Origin of the sequence: Binatus sp. (SeqCode) (assembly GCF_035272065.1) — a bacterium.
Lineage (GTDB): Bacteria > Desulfobacterota > Binatia > Binatales > Binataceae > Binatus.
In genome coordinates this window covers 1-18,358 of the sequence record NZ_DATEQZ010000007.1, presented here as the reverse complement: position 1 = coordinate 18,358, position 18,358 = coordinate 1, and the positions used below count along the sequence as shown (strand labels likewise).

Here is an 18,358-nt window from a genome sequence, read left to right as displayed (position 1 = left end):
TCGAGTGAGAGAAAATATGACCCAGGAAAAAGTTCGCGTGCCCGATCTCGCGCGCATGAAAGCCGCGCGGCAGCCGATTACGATGCTGACCGCGTACGACTTTCCCTTCGCGAGAATTTTCGACAACTGCGGCATCGACGTGCTCCTCATCGGTGACAGCCTCGGCATGGCGGTGCGCGGCGAGGACACCACGCTCGCAGTCACCATCGAGGAGATCATCTACCACACCCGCGCGGTCGCGCGCGCGCGTCGCCGTGCGCTGGTCGTCGCCGACATGCCGTTCCTGTCGTACCAGGTGAGCCCTGAAGACGCGATCTGCAACGCCGGCCGCCTCGTCAAGGAAGGCGGCGCCGAGGCGGTGAAGCTCGAGGGCGGCGTCGCGATTGCCGACGCGGTAACGAGAATCGCGGCCGTCGATATTCCTGTGATGGGCCACGTCGGACTGACGCCGCAGTCGATTCATCGGATGGGCGGGCATCGCGTGCAAGGCCGCAAATCCGGCCGAGCCGCCGGATGCCGCGAGCGCCTGCTCGAAGACGCCGCCGCGCTCGAAGCCGCGGGCGCATTCGCAATCGTCGTCGAGGGTGTGCCGCCGTCGCTCGCGCGCGAGATTACAGCCAGCGTCTCGATCCCGACTATCGGCATTGGCGCCGGCCCCGATTGCGACGGCCAGGTGCTAGTGATGCACGACATGCTCGGCCTTTACGAGTCGTGCGCGCCGCGCTTCGCCAAGCCGTTCGCGCATCTGTGGAACGAGGCCGCGGCGGCAGCCGGCGCCTACGTGCGGGAAGTGAAAGAGCGCGCGTTCCCGGCGCCGGAACATTGTTACGCCGAATCCAGGAGGGCCCCGCGATGATCGTCATTACCTCGCCCGACGAGATGACCCGCTACGTTGAGAGCGCTCGCCAAAGCCGCGAGCGTATTGCGCTGGTGCCGACGATGGGCTATCTGCACGACGGCCATCTGACCCTGATGCGCGAGGGGCGCCGCCAGTCCTCCGTTCTCGTCGCGTCGATTTTCGTCAATCCAACGCAGTTCGGCCCCGGCGAGGACTTCGCGCGCTATCCGCGCAACTTCGAGCGCGACTGCGCGATGCTCCAGACGGTGCCGGTGGACGTCGTCTTCACACCCGAGCCCGCCGCGATGTACTCGCCCGATGCGCAGACTTGGGTCGACGCGGGCGAGGTCACCAGCGGTCTATGCGGCGCTCATCGCCCCGGCCATTTCCGCGGCGTGACGACGGTAATCGCCAAGCTGTTCAACATAGTGAAACCGCATCTGGCAGTTTTCGGCGAAAAAGATTTCCAGCAACTGCGCGCGATCCAGAAGATGGTTCGCGATCTGAACTTCGACCTCGAAATTGTGCCGGTGCCAATCGTGCGCGAAAAGGACGGCCTCGCGATGAGCTCGCGCAACGCCTATCTCTCGCCAACCGAGCGCGAAGACGCACTCGCGCTAAGCCTCGCGCTCCGCGCCGCCCGCGACAAGCATCGCGCCGATCCATGCTGCGCCGAGGAAATAGTGTTCGCGGCAACCCGCGTGCTAAAGCGGACGAAGGAAGTCGCGATCGAATACGTAGAAGCAGTGGACGCCGAAACGCTGGCGCGTCACCCGTCGCTCGATCGTCCAATCCTGATCGCGATAGCAGCCCGCGTCGGCAAGACGCGCTTGATAGACAACGTCGTGCTCAACCCGTAGCCGGCATTTTTAGCCTCTCTCTTTCTTATGGAGAGAGGCTAAGAAGAGAATCCGCCCGCGCGGAGTCAGGTCATCAGCAGAATCAGCAGGCCGCCGGCCACAATGAATCCGCCGCCGAGGATGATTCTGTCGTCGGGGACTTGTTTGAAGAGAACTAGTGAGATCACCTGGGACACTACGAAGAAGATTGCGATGTAGATTCCCATAAGACGATTGAAATCTACGCCGCTCTGGTTGACCAGGATTCCGTAGGCGAACAGCGCGAACGCGCCTGCCGCCAGCGGGTATCCGTAGCTGTGAAGTCCTATGCGGACGAGCGCGTCGCCGCCCACCTCGAGCACAGAAGCGAGTACCAGGATCCCGAGAGTCCTTAAGATCAAAGCCGGGCCGGCCTATCGCCTAATAGTAATCAACCGGATCGATCTGACGCTTCGCGCCCCAGTAGAACAGCATGTTCTCGGTCAGGCCTTGCCAGGTGAACTTGCCCGGCGGCAGCAGCAGCCGCTTGAACATCGACTTCAGCGAGTAGAACTCCTTGGTGCATCGCCACACGCCTTCCTCGACTTCCTGCGGCGACATGTTCTTGGGCACGAACATGCAGCGGAAGTTGTTGGTGTAGAGGTCGGCGTCGGGGATTATCACGCGGCCTTCGTTCTCGAGCTGCGTGCGCATCGGCGTGCCGACGCGCGGCGTCACGGTATTGAAGAACGCCTCGGGAGCCTTGACCTCGTGCAGAAACTTCAGCGTGTCGTCGAAAATTCCCGGCCGATCCTCTTCCAGCCCGAACAGGAAATTCAGCGAATAGTATATCCCGTACTTTTCGAGCTTCTTGAGCAGCTTCTTGTACTGCCCCGCGTGATTCTGAATCTTGTTCATCGACAGCAGGCTCTCCTGGCTGATCGATTCCACCCCGATGTTGACATGGAAGATTCCCGCCTTCGCCGCCAGTTCCAGCAAATCGTCGTCGTGATTCGAGTTGATCGTCCACAGGCACGAGAAGCGGATGTTGAGCGGTTCGAGCGCCTTGAACAACTCGCGCGCGAACTTGTGCTTGCCCGTGATCTGATCGTCGATGAACTGAAAGCGCTTGAAGCCCGTGATCTTCTGGACCTGTTTGATCTCCTCGACGATGTCCTCAATCGGCCGCGTGCGATACGCGCCGTCGTAGAACACCGGAATCTCGCAGAACGAGCATCGATACGGGCATCCGCGGCTCGCCTGCACCGGCACCGCCTTGAACAGGTAGCGATTGAGCTTGAGCAGCTCGTGCCGCGGGCGCGGCAGGTTTTTCAGATCGTGCACCTTGTCGGATTTGTAAACCTGCTTGAGCTTGCCGTCGCGCCAGTCCTGCAGCAGCTCGGGCCACACCAGGTCGGCCTCGCCTTTCACGACCGCGTCGCAATGATGGAGAGCCTCTTCGGTCTGCAGCGTCGCATGGAATCCGCCGAACACGACGGGGATGCCGCGTTTGCGGAACTCGTCACCGAGCTGGTACGCCCGCAGCGACGCGCCAATCGTCGTCGTCATGCCCACGAGGTCCCATCCGCCGTCGAAGTTGATGTCCTCGAGCCGCTCGTCGCACAGCGTCACGTCGTATTCGTCGGGCGTCAGTCCCGCCATCAGCGGAATCATCAACCCCATGATCAACCGCCCGCGCGTCTTATGCGGCGTGCCGTCGAGATGGACGGTCGTGGGCTGCACCAACAGGATTCGTGGCTTCTTGCCGTTCATACTTCCTCCGCCCGCAGGCAGCGATTCAATTCTTACAGGCTTTCAGCCTTCATTGACGATGCGGTCCGGCCGGTAACCCATATCAGCGCCAGGGCAAACACGTAACTACCGAATGCCGTCCCCCAAGCGAAGTACTCTATCCGATTGATTAAGGCCAACACCACGAGCAGGTACGCGAAATCGCGCCCGCTCCATCGATCGACCTTGTCCAGCCACACCGCCGCCTGCTCGCCCTTTATATTGAAGGCGCGCCACGTCGCGTACGCGCACATCGCGAATCCGCCGAGCAGGATCGGAATCAGGTACAGGTACGCGCGGCTGTGTTCGACGCGGTAGCATCCCACCAGCAGTCCGACGAACACCGCGGCATGCACGATGTTGTCGGTGAGGACGTCGAGCTTGCCACCGAAATCGCTCTCGACCATTTTAAGCCGCGCCAACTCGCCATCGACGCCATCGATCGTGATCGAGATCAAAAAGAAAATCGCGGCGAACAGCCGCATCCAGTAATTCGGCATCGAGAACATCCACGCGCACGCCAGCCCGAACATCGTGTTCGCGACCGTGACCATGTTCGGTGTGGCGCGCGTATGCGTCGCGAGCCAGTAACTGATTCGCCACGAAATTCGCCGGTCGATCCATCGCGCCATCGGCGCGTCCTTATGCGCCGATTCCTCGCGAATCGATTTCGCCAGCCGCAATTCCGCTTCCTCGCGATCCTCGGGACGCCCGTTCAGCGCAAATGGCAATAGGCTCGCGGGAGGCCCCGCGAGCGCATTCGAAATTCCGCCCCGCTTGAGGATCTCGCCAATCGGACCGGTCGCGATTTCGCCGCCGCGGTCGTGGTCGGTGCTGATCGCCCGATGTACCGACCGCGGATTGGAGGCGTGCACCTCGAGGATGCGCGTCAGATGCGACTTCGCGAATACCAAATTTCCCGAAAACGATACGCACGGCGACGACCGGTCGATGCCCAATTCCTGCGCATTCCGATCGTTCAGAATTTCGCCGAACGATTCGACCATCGAGACCGTGTCAGAATTTCCGAACCGGCCCATTGCTCGCGTGACGTCTGGATAAGCCTCACGCGGCGCCGCCACGACGAACCGTTTAATCCCTGCGCGCTCGCAATTAATCATCAACCGCTCTAACAACGGGCGGCCGAAGACCGAATTGTTCGCGCGGTCAGGCGCGGCGATTAGAGCAGTTTCAATCACGAAGGTCTTACTAAAACCCGGTTTCCCCCGTCTTTGCGATCGCGTCACGGTAACATAGCGGTAATGCCAGCGGAAGTAGCCTTGCTACTAACTTGAATTGCCAATTATGAGATGGGCTGCTGTGTACGCTGACCGCCGTTTTTCCAGACATCTTATTAACTGGAGGCTGGCGACTACGGCTGGTAAACTGACCGTTTCATGGCCACGATCACGACTCTTCTATTCGACTTTGGCGGCACGCTCGACGGGCCCGCGCATTGGCTCGATCGATTCCTCGCCAGCTACCGCGCCGCAGGAATCGAAATCACGCGCGCCGAGCTCGACCCGGCCTTCGACCACGCAACGCGAATCGGTTACGCCACAACGCGGGTCGTGGCGCGCTTCGGGATGACGGACCTGGTGCGATTCCTCGTCGGCCACCAGTTCGAATACCTGCGGAAAAGCGGCCCCGGGCCGCTGCGTGCGCGACTCGACGATTCCGGCGCCGCCGGACGGCATCGATTCGTCGAGGGCGTGACGAATTCTTTTGTGCGTGAGACGTCTATTGGACTGGCGCATAGCCGTGAGGTCGTGGGCGCGCTCAAGAGCCGCTTCAAATTGGGCATCGTGTCGAACTTTTACGGAAATCTCGATCGCATCCTGGAGGAGGCGAGACTGGATCGATTCTTTGCGGCGGTCGCCGATTCATCGCGCGTTGGGATTTTCAAACCCGAGCCGGGCATCTTCGAAGCCGCCCTGAAAAAAATACACTGTGCCCCCGAATCGGCCGCGATGATTGGCGACTCGCTCGGCAAGGATTGCGCGCCCGCCCACAGGCTCGGAATGCGCACCGTCTGGCTGCGCACCGCATCGCAAAACGGCGAGGATGCTTCCAGCAGCGATCCGACCGCTGACATTACGATCCGATCGATCGACGAAGTTGCGCAGATTCAATGGTGACGAAACTGCAAGGCGCCATCATTGCTGCCGGCCGCGGCGAGCGGCTGCGCATCTCGACGCGTGACGATATTCCCAAGCCGCTCGTCAATCTCGGCGGCGACCTGATGCTTTCGCGGCAGGCGCGTGCGCTGCTCGACGCGGGCGCATCCTCGGTCGTCGCGGTGATCAACTCCGATACGGCGCGCGTCGCTACGGAAATGGCGCTCGAGATTCCGCCGTCGGTACGTGTTGTCGTTCGTGACACCGCCAACTCGATGGAGACGATGCTGGCGCTAGGCGATCTGCTCGAACCGGGATGGTTTATCGCGTCGACGGTCGATGCTGTAATTCCACAGACAGAACTCGCGCGTTTTGTTAATGAGTCGCGCAAGAAAATCGAGGAGTGCCGCGAGAAAAATCTGGCCGGTGTGCTGGCCGTCACGCGATGGCGCGGCGAGGCCAAGCCGCTTTTCGCTGATGTAACAGAAAACGGGTTGATCCTGCGGCTCGGCAACCGTCAGACTTCTAGGGTAACGGCGGGACTCTATTTCCTGTCGACACGAATTTTCGACTTCGCCGCCGAAGCGCGCCGCGCCGGACTCGACGCGCTCCGCCGCTTCCTCGCACTCCTCATTGAACGCGGGATGCGGCTGGACGCGATCGAAATCGAAGGATCGATCGACGTGGACGAAGCGTCGGACCTTGACGCCGCGCGCGCTGCAATACGGAAGATGCCATGAGCAACCGAGCTTTGGGAATTTATCGGGAACCCGAGTTTTCACCCGGCAAGGTCGAGCCCGACGCCGCGATCCTCGACGCCACCATGGCGGAGTTGAAGCGCGAAGGTGTTGGGATCCAGACAATCGATGCGATCAGCTTCGCGTCGGGCGCGCCGCCGCGCGCCGATCTGGTGCTGGCGATGTGCCAGGGCCCGCGCGCGCTCAAGCGGCTGGCCGAAGTCGAGCAAGCTGTTGCGGTCGCGATCAACTCCGCACTCTCGATTCGCAACTGCTACCGCGACTTGCTCGCGCCCGGCCTCGAGCGCGCCGGAGTGCCGACTCCGCCGGGTGCGCTGGTCCCGGCCGACGAGCCGCTGGATGCGCGCAAGCTGGCGGGCCTCGATTTGTCGGCGGGGGTGTTCGTCAAGCGCGGCGATCTGCATGCGCTCGCGCCCGAAGACGTGCAGCGGGCGGCCGACCGTGCCGAGGTCGAAGCGATTCTTGCCGACTTCGCGCGGCGCGGAATCCGCTTCGCCTACGTGCAGCAGGAAGTCGTCGGGCGCGTCGTCAAATTTTACGGCGTCAGCGGCAGTGCGCATTTCAGCGTGCATCCCGAGGGCGAAGAAGTCGCCGAAGCCGCCGTGCGCGCGCTGTCAGAGGCGGCCTCCGCTGCCGCCGCTGCGCTCGGTCTCGAGGCGTGGGGCGGAGACGCGGTCTTGAGCGGAGATCGTTTTGCGATTATCGATTTCAACGACTGGCCCAGCTACAGTCGGGTGCGCGGACCCGCCGCTCGCGCGATCGCGCGCCGCGCGATGAGCCTGCTTGGCCGCCCGCGCTAGCACCGCACGGAAATTCAAACAAGGATTCGGATCGCTATCAATTGAAGACAACGACAACCACCAACGGAAAACTTCCCTCGATCAAGACGCCAGTTCCCGGACCCAGGTCGAAAGAGATCTTCGACCTCGAACAAAAATATATCGCGCCCGGCCGCCAGCGAATTTCGCTGCTCGCCGGCTTCGCGTTCGACCACGGCGAGGGCGCGACGCTCACCGACGCCGACGGCAACACCTACGTCGATTTGTTCGCGGGAGTCGCCGTCGCGAGCCTCGGCCATGCGCATCCCGGAATGGCGCAGGCGCTGTCGAAGCAGGCGTCGCGGCTGATCGTCGGCACGTTCGCGACCAAAGAGCGCGCGGCCGCGTTCAAGGCGCTCGCCGAAGTCGCGCCGGCTGGCCTGACTCGCGCACATCTATACAGCGGCGGCGCGGAGGCGGTCGAAGCCGCTCTCCGGCTGGCGCGTTCCGCAACCGGTCATCATGAGGCGGTGAGTTTCTGGGGCGGCTTCCATGGCAAGACCGGCGGCGTGCTGGGTCTTATCGGCGACGAATCGAAGCAAGGCTATGGCCCTCTGCAGGGTGGGCAGTACACTGTCCCGTACGCCGACTGCTATCGATGCCCGTTCAAGCTGAAGTATCCCGACTGCGGGCTTTACTGCGTCGATTTCGCGCGCCAGCAAATCAAGATGAGTTCGAGCGGCGCGCTCGCCGCGATCGTCGCCGAGCCGATGCAGGGAACGGCGGGCAACGTGATCCCGCCCGACGACTGGCTGCCCGCGGTAAAGTCTGTCGCGAAAGATTTCGGCGCGATGCTGATTGCGGACGAAATGATCACCGGCTTCGGACGCACAGGAAAATGGTGGGGCGTCGAGCATAGCGGCACCCGCCCCGATATCGTCACCGTCGGTAAAGGGATGGGCTCCGGGTTTCCGGTCTCGGGCGTGCTGTTGAGCGACGAGCTGGGCAAGGCGGAGCCGTTCGGGAAGCCGAGCGCATCGTCGTCGAGCTATGGCGGAAATCCGCTGGCGGCGGTCGCGGTCTCGGAAACCATCGGCGCGATTCAGCGAGAGCACCTGGTCGAGAACTCGCGCAAGGTCGGCGCGATGATGCTGTCGCGTCTCGTGCAGCTCAAGGAAAAATACGAATTCATCGGCGACGTGCGCGGCAAGGGACTGCTGATCGGTGTCGAGCTCGTGCGCGACCTCGAGACTAAGGAACTGCTCGGCAAGAAAGTCACCGAGCTGATCTTCACCGAATGCCTGAAGCGCGGACTCGTGATCATGGGCTACTTTCCCAGGATTCGAATCAACCCGTCGCTGGTTATCACCGAAGCGCAGGCCGAGGCCGGCGTCGAGATCCTGGACGAAGTGTTCGCGCACGTCCGCGACCACGTTGACTGGCGCCACGCCTAAGCGAAATCCTTTTTTCATGGCCAATCCGAACGGTAACGCGGCGCTTTTCTTCGATCTGGGCGGCACGCTCGTCAAGCTGAACGAGTCGCGCGAGATACCGCTCGACGCCAACGGCAACATTGTAATCGAACTGCTGCCCGGCGTAGCCGAAAAGCTGCGCCCGCTGCACAACCAGCTGATGTTCGTGGTGACCAACCAGGCGGGAATCACGCGCGGCCGTCTCAAGGCTGAAAAGGTCGAGGCGGCGCTCGCGCAACTGGACCATCAACTAGGCGACATCCTGACCGGATGGCAAATCTGCCCGCATACCGACGACAACAACTGCGAATGCCGCAAGCCCAAGGGCGGAATGATCACGGAACTCGCCGACCTGTATGGCGTCGACCTGGCCTCGTCGACGATGGTCGGCGATCAGGAAGTCGACAGGCTCGCAGGCGAAGCAGCGGGCGTCGCAAAATTCGTCGCCGCGAAAGATTTTTTCGGCTGGTAGCCGCAGTTCCCTCTTCCTGCCAAGAGGCCTTTGTGTAGCCTCACGCGAGCGCCCCGTTTGTCATCCTGACCGAAGCGAGCAACGCGAGCGGAGGGGAGGATCTTGGACAGCTTCGCTAGCGAAGCCGGTACCGGTTCCTGCGGGATCATCGTCTTCGAAAAATGCGATGGGCTATTCGCTGCGGGATTTGTTAAAACAACAACTCCAATCAGGAGACGAACATGAAAATCGGATTGCTCACTCCTTTCACCGGCAAGAATGCTCATCCAGCGGAATTCGCGCGAGTGGCGGAGTCGCTAGGGTTCGAATCCATCTGGGTGCCGGAGCATCCCGCGATGCCCGCAAATCCCCAGCAGCAGTTTCCCTCCGGCGGCCCGATCCCTCCACCATACTTTACGATGGCCGATCAGATGGTCGCCCTCAGCATGGCGGCCGCGGTCACCAAGAATCTGAAGCTCGCGACCGGTATCTGCCTCGTCCCCGAGCATGAGCCGCTCGCACTCGCCAAGCAGATCGCGACGCTCGACACATACTCGGGCGGCCGCGTGCTGTTCGGGATTGGCGCGGGATGGCTGCGTGAGGAGAGCGATTTGTTCGGCGTCGATTTCCCCCATCGGTGGAGCGAGACCGCCGAGCTGGTCGCCGCGATGCGCAAGCTGTGGACCGAGGATCAATCATCGTTCGAGGGCAAGTACGTGAAGTTTCCGGCGGTGAAGTCGCTGCCGAAGCCCGCGCAAAAGTCGGGACCGCCGGTGCTGATCGGCAGCCTGGACAAGAACGCTCTCAAGCGCGTGGCGAAGTGGGCCGACGGATGGTGCCCGATCGCGCTGAACGCCGCGCAGTTGAAAGCGCGCGTCGATGAACTCAGGCGCGAATGCGCGGCGGTCGGCAGGAATTTCGCGGAGTTGGATATCACGATCATGGGCGGGATCCGCGGCGACCGCGCCAAGGTGCAGGACGGGCTCAAGGAATTTGCGGAAGCAGGTGCGGCGCGCTTCGTCGCAGGCCTCGGAGATCTCACGTTCGAAAGTTCGGAAGGGACGCTGAAGAAGCTCGCGGCGTTGTACGTGTAGGGCAACGGAAGATTGGAACGATGCGGCCGACTGTGAAAATTGCGCGGACGCGCAAGAGCGCGCTGCCGCTTCCTTCATACCAGAGCGAGCACGCGGCGGGGATCGATCTGATGGCCGACGTTGGCGCGCCGATCGAGATGGCGCCCCGCGAGCGTCGCGCCGTTCCGACCGGCATCGCGGTCGAGATCCCGGTCGGTTACGAGGGGCAAGTGCGGCCGCGCAGCGGCCGCTCGCTGAAAGAGGGCCTCGCGCTCATCAACTCGCCCGGAACCATCGACGCCGACTATCGCGGAGAAGTTAAAGTATTACTTGCGAATTTGGGGGAGCAGCCGATCGTGATTAGACCGGGCGATCGAATCGCCCAACTCATCATTGCGCCCGTCATCCGCGCCGACGTCGTCGAGGTCGAGGAACTCGCGCCAAGTTCGCGCGGCTCCGGCGGCTTCGGCCACACCGGCCGCTGAACGCGATCAACGAAAAGCGCGCCCTCTCGATTGCGCGAGCGTCCTCGCGTAATTTAGTTTCATCAGCACAAGGTGAAAGACAAACCAACCGAGACCGACGCGGCATTGACCGCGGTGACGCCTATAGACGGCCGCTACCGCGCGCGCACCCGGAGCTTGGAGGCCTTCTTCAGCGAGTTCGCGCTGATTCGCTACCGCGTCCGCGTCGAGATCGAATGGTATCTGTCGCTCGCCGGGCATCCTGCGATCAGCGCGCTGAAACCGATTCCTGCCGCCACTGCGAAAAAGCTGCGCGCCGTTTACGAGGACTTCTCGCTCGACGATGCGCGCCGCGTGAAAGAACTCGAAGCGACCACCAATCATGACGTCAAGGCGGTCGAGTACTTCGTCAAAGAGCGAGTCGCCGCGATTGACGCCGCCCTGCCGATCGAGATGGTGCATTTCGCCTGCACCTCCGAGGACATCAACAACCTCGCCTACGCACTCATCCTGAAGGAGTTCGTGGCGAACGATCTGACGCCGCGGCTCGAAGCGGCGATTGCGCCGATCGTCAAGCTGGCGCATCGCTACAAATCGCATCCGATGATGGCGCGGACGCACGGGCAGGAAGCGTCGCCGACGACGGTCGGCAAGGAGATGGCGATATTCGCGACGCGCCTCACGCGCCAGCTCTCGCAGCTTCGCCGGCAGGAATTTCTTGGCAAGCTCAACGGCGCCGTCGGCAACTTCAACGCGCACCATTTTGCGCATCCCGAGGTCGATTGGATCGCGCACTCGCAGAACTTCGTCGAGCGGCTCGGCCTCACCTGGAATCCACTCACCACGCAGATCGAGAGCCACGATTTTATCGCCGAGCTGTTCGGTATCCTGATGCGCATCGACACGATCCTGCTCGGCTTCTGCCGCGATATGTGGAGCTACATCTCGATCGGCTACTTCGCGCAGAAGACCGTCGCGGGCGAGACCGGCTCCTCGGTGATGCCGCACAAGGTGAATCCGATCGACTTCGAGAACTGCGAGGGCAACCTCGGAATTGCCAGCGCGATTTTCGACCATCTGGCGGCGAAGCTGCCGGTCTCGCGATGGCAGCGCGATTTGACGGACAGCACGGCGATACGCGCGATGGGCACGGCGTTCGGGCATTTGGTCGTTGCGCTGGCGTCGTTGGAGCGGGGGCTGGCGCGCGTCGAGGTCAACGAGGCGCGCATCGCCGAGGACCTCGACGCCGGGCAAGCGTGGGAGGTCGTCGCCGAGGCGATTCAGACTCTGATGCGGCGCCACGGACTGCCGAAGCCGTACGAGACGCTCAAAGAACTGACGCGTGGCCGCCGGATCGATAAACACGTTATCGAGGAATTCATCGCGACCCTGCCGCTGGACGCTAGTGCGCGGCGAGCGCTCCGCGAGCTGAATCCGCGGAGCTACGTCGGCCTGGCGGCGAAGCTGGTCGAGCGATTCGCGCCGCCCGCGAAAGCCGACATCGCGCTCGCGAAGAAGGCGCGCGCGGCCAAGCGGTGAAACCGTCTATCCACACGCTCGCGCCGTGGTTTGTGGACAATCGGCGCCGGCTTCGTTGTGATGAGGCGACCGGTCGGTAAGATGATTAGATTAAGACATTCCGATCCCAAATAGGGAGAACGCAACGTGGAAACGACTCCGCAAAAACTCGAAATGTTTTACGAGGGCAAGGCGAAGAAGCTTTACTCCACATCCGACCCCGACCTCGTCATCGCCTACTTCAAAGACGACGCGACCGCCTTCGACGGCACCAAGCGCGGCACTATCGAATCCAAGGGCGCGATGAACAACCGAATGTCGGAGCTGTTTTTCACGCTGCTCGAAAAGAATGGCGTGAAGACGCACTTTGTCCGCCGTTTGAATGATCGCGAGATGCTGTGCAAGCGCCTGCAGATCATCCCGGTCGAGACTGTCGTGCGGAATCTCGTCGCGGGCTCGATGGCAAAACGGCTCGGGCGCGAGGAGGGCGAACAGCTCCCCCATCCGATTGTCGAGTACTACTACAAATCGGACGCGCTTCATGATCCGCTGATCATCGGCGAGCATGCGATCGCGTTTGGATGGGCGACCGCGGCGGAGCTGAAGCAGGTCGATGCGATGGCGCTGAAGATCGATAGCATCCTCACCAAATTCCTCGACGAGCGCGGCGTGATACTGGTGGATTTCAAGCTCGAGTTCGGACGGCATCACGGTGAGATTCTGCTTGGCGATGAGATTTGTCCCGACACCTGCCGTTTCTGGGACAAGGCGACGCGGCAGAAGCTCGACAAAGATCGGTTCCGGCGCGACCTCGGCGGCGTCGAAGAGGCTTATCACGAGATGCTGCGGCGCGTGGAGAATTGAGCCGCGTCAGCGCGCAGAACTACGGTGAATTTCGGGAGAGGCCGCGAAAAGCGGGCTCAGGCGCTGGAGTTTTGACGAAAATGTTTCACGTGAAACGTTTTTAGTTCAGGAGAAAGGAATGCGAATCGCGCGCGAGGGAATGATTTGCAAGTAAGAGTGTTCGTGACGCCCCGCAAGGGGATCCTCGACCCGCAGGGGCGCGCGGTTGAAAGTTCGCTTCAGAGTCTCGGCTTCAAAAACGTCTCGGGCGTCAAAGTCGGCAAGTACATCACGCTGGAAATTGAGGCGCGCACCGCGTCGGAAGCGCGCGACGAAGCGAAGAAGATGTGTGAGGCGCTGCTCGCCAACCCGGTGATCGAAGATTACCGCTTCGAGGTGGACGGCGAATGAAGTGGGGCGTCGTGCGATTCCCCGGCTCGCTGGACGACGGCGACGCGCTGTACGCGCTCGCCGACGTCATGGGCCAGGACGCGCGCATCCTGTGGCACAAAGACGAATCGCTCGGCGGCGTCGAATGCGTCCTGCTGCCGGGCGGCTTCAGCTACGGCGACTATCTGCGCACCGGCGCGATCGCGCGCTTCTCGCCGATCATGAAGAGCGTCGCGAAGTTCGCCGCCGACGGCGGGCTCGTGATCGGCACCTGCAACGGCTTTCAGATTCTGTGCGAGGCGCATCTGCTGCCCGGCGCGCTCACGCGCAACCGCTCGCTCTCTTTTATATGCGAGCGCGTGTGGCTCCGGGTCGAGAACGCGAGCACGCCGTTCACGCGCGCGACCAAGCAGGGCGACCTGCTGCGCCTTCCGATCAAGCACGGCGAAGGCCTGTACGTCGCGTCTGAAGATGAATTGCGGCAGATGGAAGAGCGCGGGCAGGTGATCCTGCGCTACGTCGATGCGGACGGGCGCGAGAGCGATGCGGTGAATCCCAACGGCTCGATGCGCTCGATCGCGGGCGTCGCCAATGAGCGCTTCAACGTGTTTGGCTTGATGCCGCATCCGGAGCATGCGGTGGAAGCGATGCTCGGCGGCGTCGACGGGTTAAAAATATTTCAGTCGATTGCTGGGACCGCTCGATGAACGAGCGTCCCGTTTCCCTTGCGGGCGAGCCGAAGGCCGATATCGAGAAGGCCCGCGCGTTCGGGCTTACGCCCGACGAGTATCGCAAGATCGAACAGATCATCGGCCGCACGCCGACCTACACCGAGCTTGGTGTTTTCTCGGTGATGTGGTCGGAGCATTGCTCTTACAAATCGTCGCGGCGTCATCTGAGGAAGCTGCCGTCGAAGAGTGAACTCGTCGTGCAGGGGCCGGGCGAGAACGCCGGCGCGATCGACGTCGGCGACGGCTGGGCCGCGGTCTTCAAAATCGAAAGCCACAACCATCCGTCGTTCGTCGAGCCGTACCAGGGCGCGGCGACCGGCGTTGGCGGAATCCTGCGCGACATTTTCACGATGGGCGCGCGGCCGGTCGCGAGCATGAACTCGCTCAAGTTCGGCAGCTTCGAGCATCCGCGCACGCGTTACCTGCTCGGCGGCGTGGTCGGCGGAATCGGCGGCTACGGCAACTGCGTCGGTGTGCCGACGGTCGCGGGCGAAGTGATGTTCGACACTGCGTACAACGCGAATATCCTCGTCAACGCGTTCTGCCTCGGCCTCGTGCGCAAGGGCGAGATGATGAGTGCGAAGGCGCGCGGCGTGGGCAACCCGGTGCTTTACGTTGGATCGGCGACCGGACGCGACGGAATTCACGGCGCATCGATGGCGTCGGCGGAGTTCGACAAGGAGAGCGAGGCCAAGCGGCCGGCGGTGCAGGTCGGCGATCCGTTCACCGAGAAATTACTGATCGAGGCGTGCCTCGAAGCGGGCAAGACCGGCGCGATCGTCGCGATCCAGGACATGGGCGCGGCGGGACTCACCTCGTCGTCGAGCGAGATGCCGTCGCACGGCGGACTCGGGATCGAGCTCGATCTCGACCAGGTTCCGCTGCGCGAAGCGGGGCTGACGCCGTACGAAATTCTGCTCTCGGAATCGCAGGAGCGGATGCTGATCGTCGCCAAGCGCGGGCGCGAGGCGGAGTTGCAGGCGGTGTTCGAGAAGTGGGATCTGCACGCAGTGGTCATCGGGCGGATTACCGACGACCAGCGATGGCGCGCGCGATGGCACGGGCAGGTCGTCGCGGATATTCCGATCGGCGCGCTGGCCGATGATGCGCCGGTGTACGATCGTCCCGCGGCCGCGCCGAAGACTCAGCCGACCGTCAAACCTTCGATCAGTGAAAAACGTCCCGAGACTGCGAAGGCACTTCGTGCGCTGCTCGATAGTCCCAATGTCGCGTCGAAGAAGTGGGTCTATCGGCAGTACGACTCGATCGTGCAAAGCAATACGGTGCTGGGGCCGGGCAGCGACGCGGCCGTGCTGAGAATCAAGGGATCGCGGCGGGCGATGGCGCTCAAGGTCGATTCGAATCCGCGCGCGTGCGCGCTCGATCCATATCTGGGCGCGGTCGGCGTCGTCTGCGAGGCGGCGCGCAACGTCGCCTGCGCGGGGGCGCGCCCGGTCGGAATCACGAACTGCCTGAATTACGGAAATCCTGAGCGGCCCGAGGTGATGTGGCAGTTTATCCGCGGCGTCGAGGGGCTGCGCGACGCGTCGCTCGCGTTCGGCGCGCCGGTGGTCAGCGGCAACGTGAGCTTTTACAACGAGACCGAGGGCCACGCGATTCCGCCGACGCCGACTATTGCGGTGCTGGGCGTGATGATCGACGTCGCGAAGCACGTAACGCAGTTTTTCAAGAATGCCGGCGACGCGATTGCGATCGTACGGACGGGCAAGCCGTCGCTCGCTGCGAGTGAGTACGCGGCGCTCTTTAGAATCGACGGCGAGAGCCTTGGCGCGATCGACCTGGCGCGCGAAGCGGCGCTGATCGACGGGCTGGTTGAAGGCGCGGAACAGGGGCTGATAAGATCGGCTCACGATATCGCCGAGGGCGGGCTTGCGGTGGCATTGGCAGAAGCCTGTTTCAATCCGCGGGCGATTCTGGGAGCCGAAGTTGAACTTGGGCGAGCTGGAAACGCTGCCGCGGTTGATTTTTTTGGCGAGGGCGCATCGACGGTGATTTTGGCGATTGGGCCGGGTGACGTGGCGCGCGTCGAGAAATTGTTTGCCCGGCGCGGATTGGAGCTTGCGCTTGTCGGAAAAGTAATCGCCGAGCCGCGGCTCAAGATTGGATCAATCGACGAAAGCGTTTCCGAGCTACAGCGAATTTACGAAGACGCGATTCCAAGGAGGCTCAGAGGCGGTGACTGAAGAAGATTCGGTCCTTGCGGTCGAAGCAGTCGAAGAATCGAACCTCGACATCTTTCACGAGGAGTGCGGAGTGTTCGGCGTGTACCGGCATCCGGAGGCCGCCAACCTCGCATACCTCGGCCTCTACGCGCAACAGCATCGCGGGCAGGAATCGGCCGGGATCGTCTCGTCCAACGGCAAGTCGCTCATTTCGCATCGCGGGATGGGACTGGTCGCCGACGTTTTCAACAGCACAATCATCGAGAAGCTCGAAGGGACGAGCGCGATTGGGCATAACCGCTACTCGACGACCGGCTCGACGACGATCGGCAACTGCCAGCCGCTGGTCGTCGAATATGCACGCGGCGGGCTCGCGCTCGCGCACAACGGCAACCTGGTAAATTTCACCGAACTGCGCGAGCGGCTGGAGTCGACAGGATCGATTTTCCAGTCGTCGTCGGACAGCGAAGTGATGATTCATCTGATAGCGGCGTCGCACGCGCCTACTCTGCCGGAGCGGGTCGCCGAGGCGCTGGCGCAAGTGCGCGGCGCGTATTCGCTGGTAGTGCTGACGGAAGATTCGATGATCGCGGTGCGCGATCCGCACGGCTTCCGTCCGCTGGTGCTGGGGAATCTCAATGGCGCGACGATCGTGGCGTCGGAGACCTGCGCGCTGGACCTGGTGCGCTCCGAATATATTCGCGAAATCAATCCCGGCGAGATGATCGTCGTCGATGAAGCCGGGCTGCGCTCGATCAATCCGTTCGCGCATGCGCCGACCAGGCGATGCATCTTCGAGTACGTGTACTTCTCACGGCCCGACAGCCAGGTTTACAGCCGCAACGTGTACCAGGTCCGCAAGCAGCATGGGCGGGCGCTCGCGCGCGAGGCGCCGGCGATTGCGGATATCGTGGTTCCGGTGCCGGATTCCGGCACGCCGGCCGCGCTCGGCTACGCGGAAGAATCGGGGATCCCGTTCGAGATGGGCTTGGTGCGCAGCCATTACGTCGGCCGCACGTTTATCGAACCGCGCGCCTCAATTCGCCATTTCGGCGTGAAGATCAAATTCAACCCGGTGGCCGAATTGCTGCGCGGCAAGCGAATCGTGCTGATCGAGGACTCGATAGTGCGCGGCACCACGCTCAGGAAGGTGATCCCGATGCTGCGCGAGGCGGGCGCGCGCGAAGTTCACATTCGAATCGCGTCGCCGCCGACCACCAACTCGTGCTTTTACGGAATCGACACGCCGACGCGCGAGGAGCTGCTGGCGTCGTCGCATTCGGTCGAAGACATTCGCCGGTACATCACAGCCGACTCGCTCGCATATCTCAGCTGGGACGGGCTGTACTCGTTCAACGGCGAGAGCCGCGACGGATATTGCGACGCGTGCTTCACCGGGAATTATCCAGTCGAGATTCCGCGCGACACCACGCCCGCGCAGTTGCATTTGTTTCTCGCGAATGAGGACGGGCTGAAGGCGGACCGGCGCTAGCTTATAGCTGCCGCCCGGAACCCTCACCTAACCTCTCCCGTACGGGCGAGGGACCAGAAGCTAGGGCTCGGAGTCGACGATGTCTTCGACGAATTCCTTCATCGGCCGGTGCGACACCAGTATGCAAATGAAGCCGCCGGGCGGGTAGCTCAGGCAGACGCTGTAGCCCTTGTACTGGTAGCAGTGATGGCCGTCCATTTCCTGCGCCTCACCGTCGGGCGGTTGTAGCCCGTGAGACTTCATGTAGGTGCATAGGATCGTTCCCGTGTCGCCGCGATAGAAGGTGTAGGCGACCGAGGTTCCATCCCGCAGGCGATCTATCCGTCCACCAATCAGATGGTAGCCGCGGTGCTCGAAGTTCCACAGGAATCCCGGCAGCTGGTGATCCATGTAGGCGTCCGACAGGTCGGCCGGCAAGGCTGATTTGACGTTGGGCTCGAAGCGCTGGACGAAGTGCTCGTAGTGTTGGATCGCCACGTCGAACGGCGGGATTGCGTGCGCCGGGGGCGGGCTGCCGTCATGCAGCATCACGAACGCGAAGACCGCGACCGCGGCGATTGCGACAGGCGCCCACATCCGCGCGCGGCGAATCGAGTACCAGCGGCCGCGATCCGCGCCGGCGGCGCGATCGCGCCCGCGTCCCGCGGCGTTGGAGGCGTCA

19 protein-coding genes are annotated in these 18,358 nt (G+C 62.5%); 15 read left to right on the top strand and 4 right to left on the bottom strand.

All coding sequences use genetic code 11. The features are described from left to right. The first annotated feature begins 16 nt into the window (after window positions 1–16). Together panB and panC are read left to right on the top strand one after the other, a co-directional pair. Complete coding sequence (gene panB, locus VJX68_RS00975; RefSeq protein ID WP_324093767.1) at window positions 17–856, top strand: 3-methyl-2-oxobutanoate hydroxymethyltransferase; 840 nt, start codon at window positions 17–19, stop codon at window positions 854–856. Continuing rightward, on the top strand, window positions 853–1,698 hold the full coding sequence (gene panC, locus VJX68_RS00970) for a pantoate--beta-alanine ligase (RefSeq protein WP_324093766.1): 846 nt from the start codon (window positions 853–855) through the stop codon (window positions 1,696–1,698). Before panB ends, panC begins: the two co-directional genes overlap by 4 nt. Before the next feature lie 65 nt (window positions 1,699–1,763). Here panC and VJX68_RS00965 read toward each other — a convergent pair whose 3' ends face one another. From VJX68_RS00965 to VJX68_RS00955, 3 genes are read right to left on the bottom strand one after another with little or no spacing between them, the layout of a single operon-like run. After that, on the bottom strand, window positions 1,764–2,078 hold the full coding sequence (locus VJX68_RS00965; protein WP_324093765.1) for a hypothetical protein: 315 nt from the start codon (window positions 2,076–2,078) through the stop codon (window positions 1,764–1,766). Window positions 2,079–2,097: 19 nt separating this feature from the next. Continuing rightward, the gene (locus VJX68_RS00960) at window positions 2,098–3,429 is read right to left on the bottom strand and encodes a B12-binding domain-containing radical SAM protein (protein ID WP_324093764.1); all 1,332 of its coding nucleotides are present in this window, start codon (window positions 3,427–3,429) and stop codon (window positions 2,098–2,100) included. 32 nt (window positions 3,430–3,461) lie between these two features. After that, window positions 3,462–4,646: a CDP-alcohol phosphatidyltransferase family protein gene (locus VJX68_RS00955; protein ID WP_324093763.1), complete on the bottom strand. Its 1,185-nt coding sequence runs from the start codon at window positions 4,644–4,646 to the stop codon at window positions 3,462–3,464. 198 nt (window positions 4,647–4,844) lie between these two features. Here VJX68_RS00955 and VJX68_RS00950 point away from each other — a divergent pair, with 198 nt between their 5' ends. The 13 genes from VJX68_RS00950 to purF all read left to right on the top strand — a co-directional run bounded on the left by VJX68_RS00950 (window position 4,845) and on the right by purF (window position 17,697). Beyond that, a complete protein-coding gene (locus tag VJX68_RS00950; RefSeq protein ID WP_324093762.1) occupies window positions 4,845–5,585 on the top strand; it encodes an HAD family hydrolase in 741 nt (246 codons plus the stop codon). Then, window positions 5,579–6,304, top strand: coding sequence for an NTP transferase domain-containing protein (locus VJX68_RS00945; protein ID WP_324093761.1), 726 nt, complete (start codon window positions 5,579–5,581; stop codon window positions 6,302–6,304). Before VJX68_RS00950 ends, VJX68_RS00945 begins: the two co-directional genes overlap by 7 nt. Next, window positions 6,301–7,122: a hypothetical protein gene (locus VJX68_RS00940; protein ID WP_324093760.1), complete on the top strand. Its 822-nt coding sequence runs from the start codon at window positions 6,301–6,303 to the stop codon at window positions 7,120–7,122. The genes VJX68_RS00945 and VJX68_RS00940 overlap by 4 nt, the downstream gene beginning before the upstream one ends. Before the next feature lie 41 nt (window positions 7,123–7,163). Further along, window positions 7,164–8,534: an aspartate aminotransferase family protein gene (locus tag VJX68_RS00935; protein WP_324093759.1), complete on the top strand. Its 1,371-nt coding sequence runs from the start codon at window positions 7,164–7,166 to the stop codon at window positions 8,532–8,534. Window positions 8,535–8,550: 16 nt separating this feature from the next. Further along, window positions 8,551–9,024 (top strand): HAD-IIIA family hydrolase, encoded by a 474-nt coding sequence (locus VJX68_RS00930; protein ID WP_324093758.1) that lies wholly within the window; start codon window positions 8,551–8,553, stop codon window positions 9,022–9,024. A 221-nt stretch (window positions 9,025–9,245) separates the two neighbouring features. Continuing rightward, complete coding sequence (locus tag VJX68_RS00925) at window positions 9,246–10,097, top strand: LLM class F420-dependent oxidoreductase (RefSeq protein WP_324093757.1); 852 nt, start codon at window positions 9,246–9,248, stop codon at window positions 10,095–10,097. 20 nt (window positions 10,098–10,117) lie between these two features. Next, the gene (gene dut, locus VJX68_RS00920) at window positions 10,118–10,561 is read left to right on the top strand and encodes a dUTP diphosphatase (RefSeq protein ID WP_324093756.1); all 444 of its coding nucleotides are present in this window, start codon (window positions 10,118–10,120) and stop codon (window positions 10,559–10,561) included. A gap of 72 nt (window positions 10,562–10,633) precedes the next feature. Next, entirely contained in the window at window positions 10,634–12,079 is a 1,446-nt protein-coding gene (purB, locus tag VJX68_RS00915) for an adenylosuccinate lyase (protein WP_324093755.1), read from the top strand. Window positions 12,080–12,232: 153 nt separating this feature from the next. Further along, window positions 12,233–12,922: a phosphoribosylaminoimidazolesuccinocarboxamide synthase gene (purC, locus tag VJX68_RS00910; protein WP_349255876.1), complete on the top strand. Its 690-nt coding sequence runs from the start codon at window positions 12,233–12,235 to the stop codon at window positions 12,920–12,922. Between the two features lie 144 nt (window positions 12,923–13,066). Next, window positions 13,067–13,312: a phosphoribosylformylglycinamidine synthase subunit PurS gene (gene purS, locus VJX68_RS00905; protein ID WP_324093753.1), complete on the top strand. Its 246-nt coding sequence runs from the start codon at window positions 13,067–13,069 to the stop codon at window positions 13,310–13,312. Continuing rightward, the gene (gene purQ / locus VJX68_RS00900) at window positions 13,309–13,998 is read left to right on the top strand and encodes a phosphoribosylformylglycinamidine synthase subunit PurQ (RefSeq protein ID WP_324093752.1); all 690 of its coding nucleotides are present in this window, start codon (window positions 13,309–13,311) and stop codon (window positions 13,996–13,998) included. The genes purS and purQ overlap by 4 nt, the downstream gene beginning before the upstream one ends. Then, on the top strand, window positions 13,995–16,226 hold the full coding sequence (purL, locus tag VJX68_RS00895; RefSeq protein WP_324093751.1) for a phosphoribosylformylglycinamidine synthase subunit PurL: 2,232 nt from the start codon (window positions 13,995–13,997) through the stop codon (window positions 16,224–16,226). Before purQ ends, purL begins: the two co-directional genes overlap by 4 nt. 49 nt (window positions 16,227–16,275) lie before the next feature. Continuing rightward, window positions 16,276–17,697, top strand: coding sequence for an amidophosphoribosyltransferase (gene purF, locus VJX68_RS00890; protein ID WP_349255875.1), 1,422 nt, complete (start codon window positions 16,276–16,278; stop codon window positions 17,695–17,697). Between the two features lie 60 nt (window positions 17,698–17,757). Here the strand turns inward: purF and VJX68_RS00885 are convergent. Further along, window positions 17,758–18,358 (bottom strand): hypothetical protein (locus VJX68_RS00885; protein WP_324093749.1); only part of this gene is annotated, 601 nt, incomplete at its 5' end.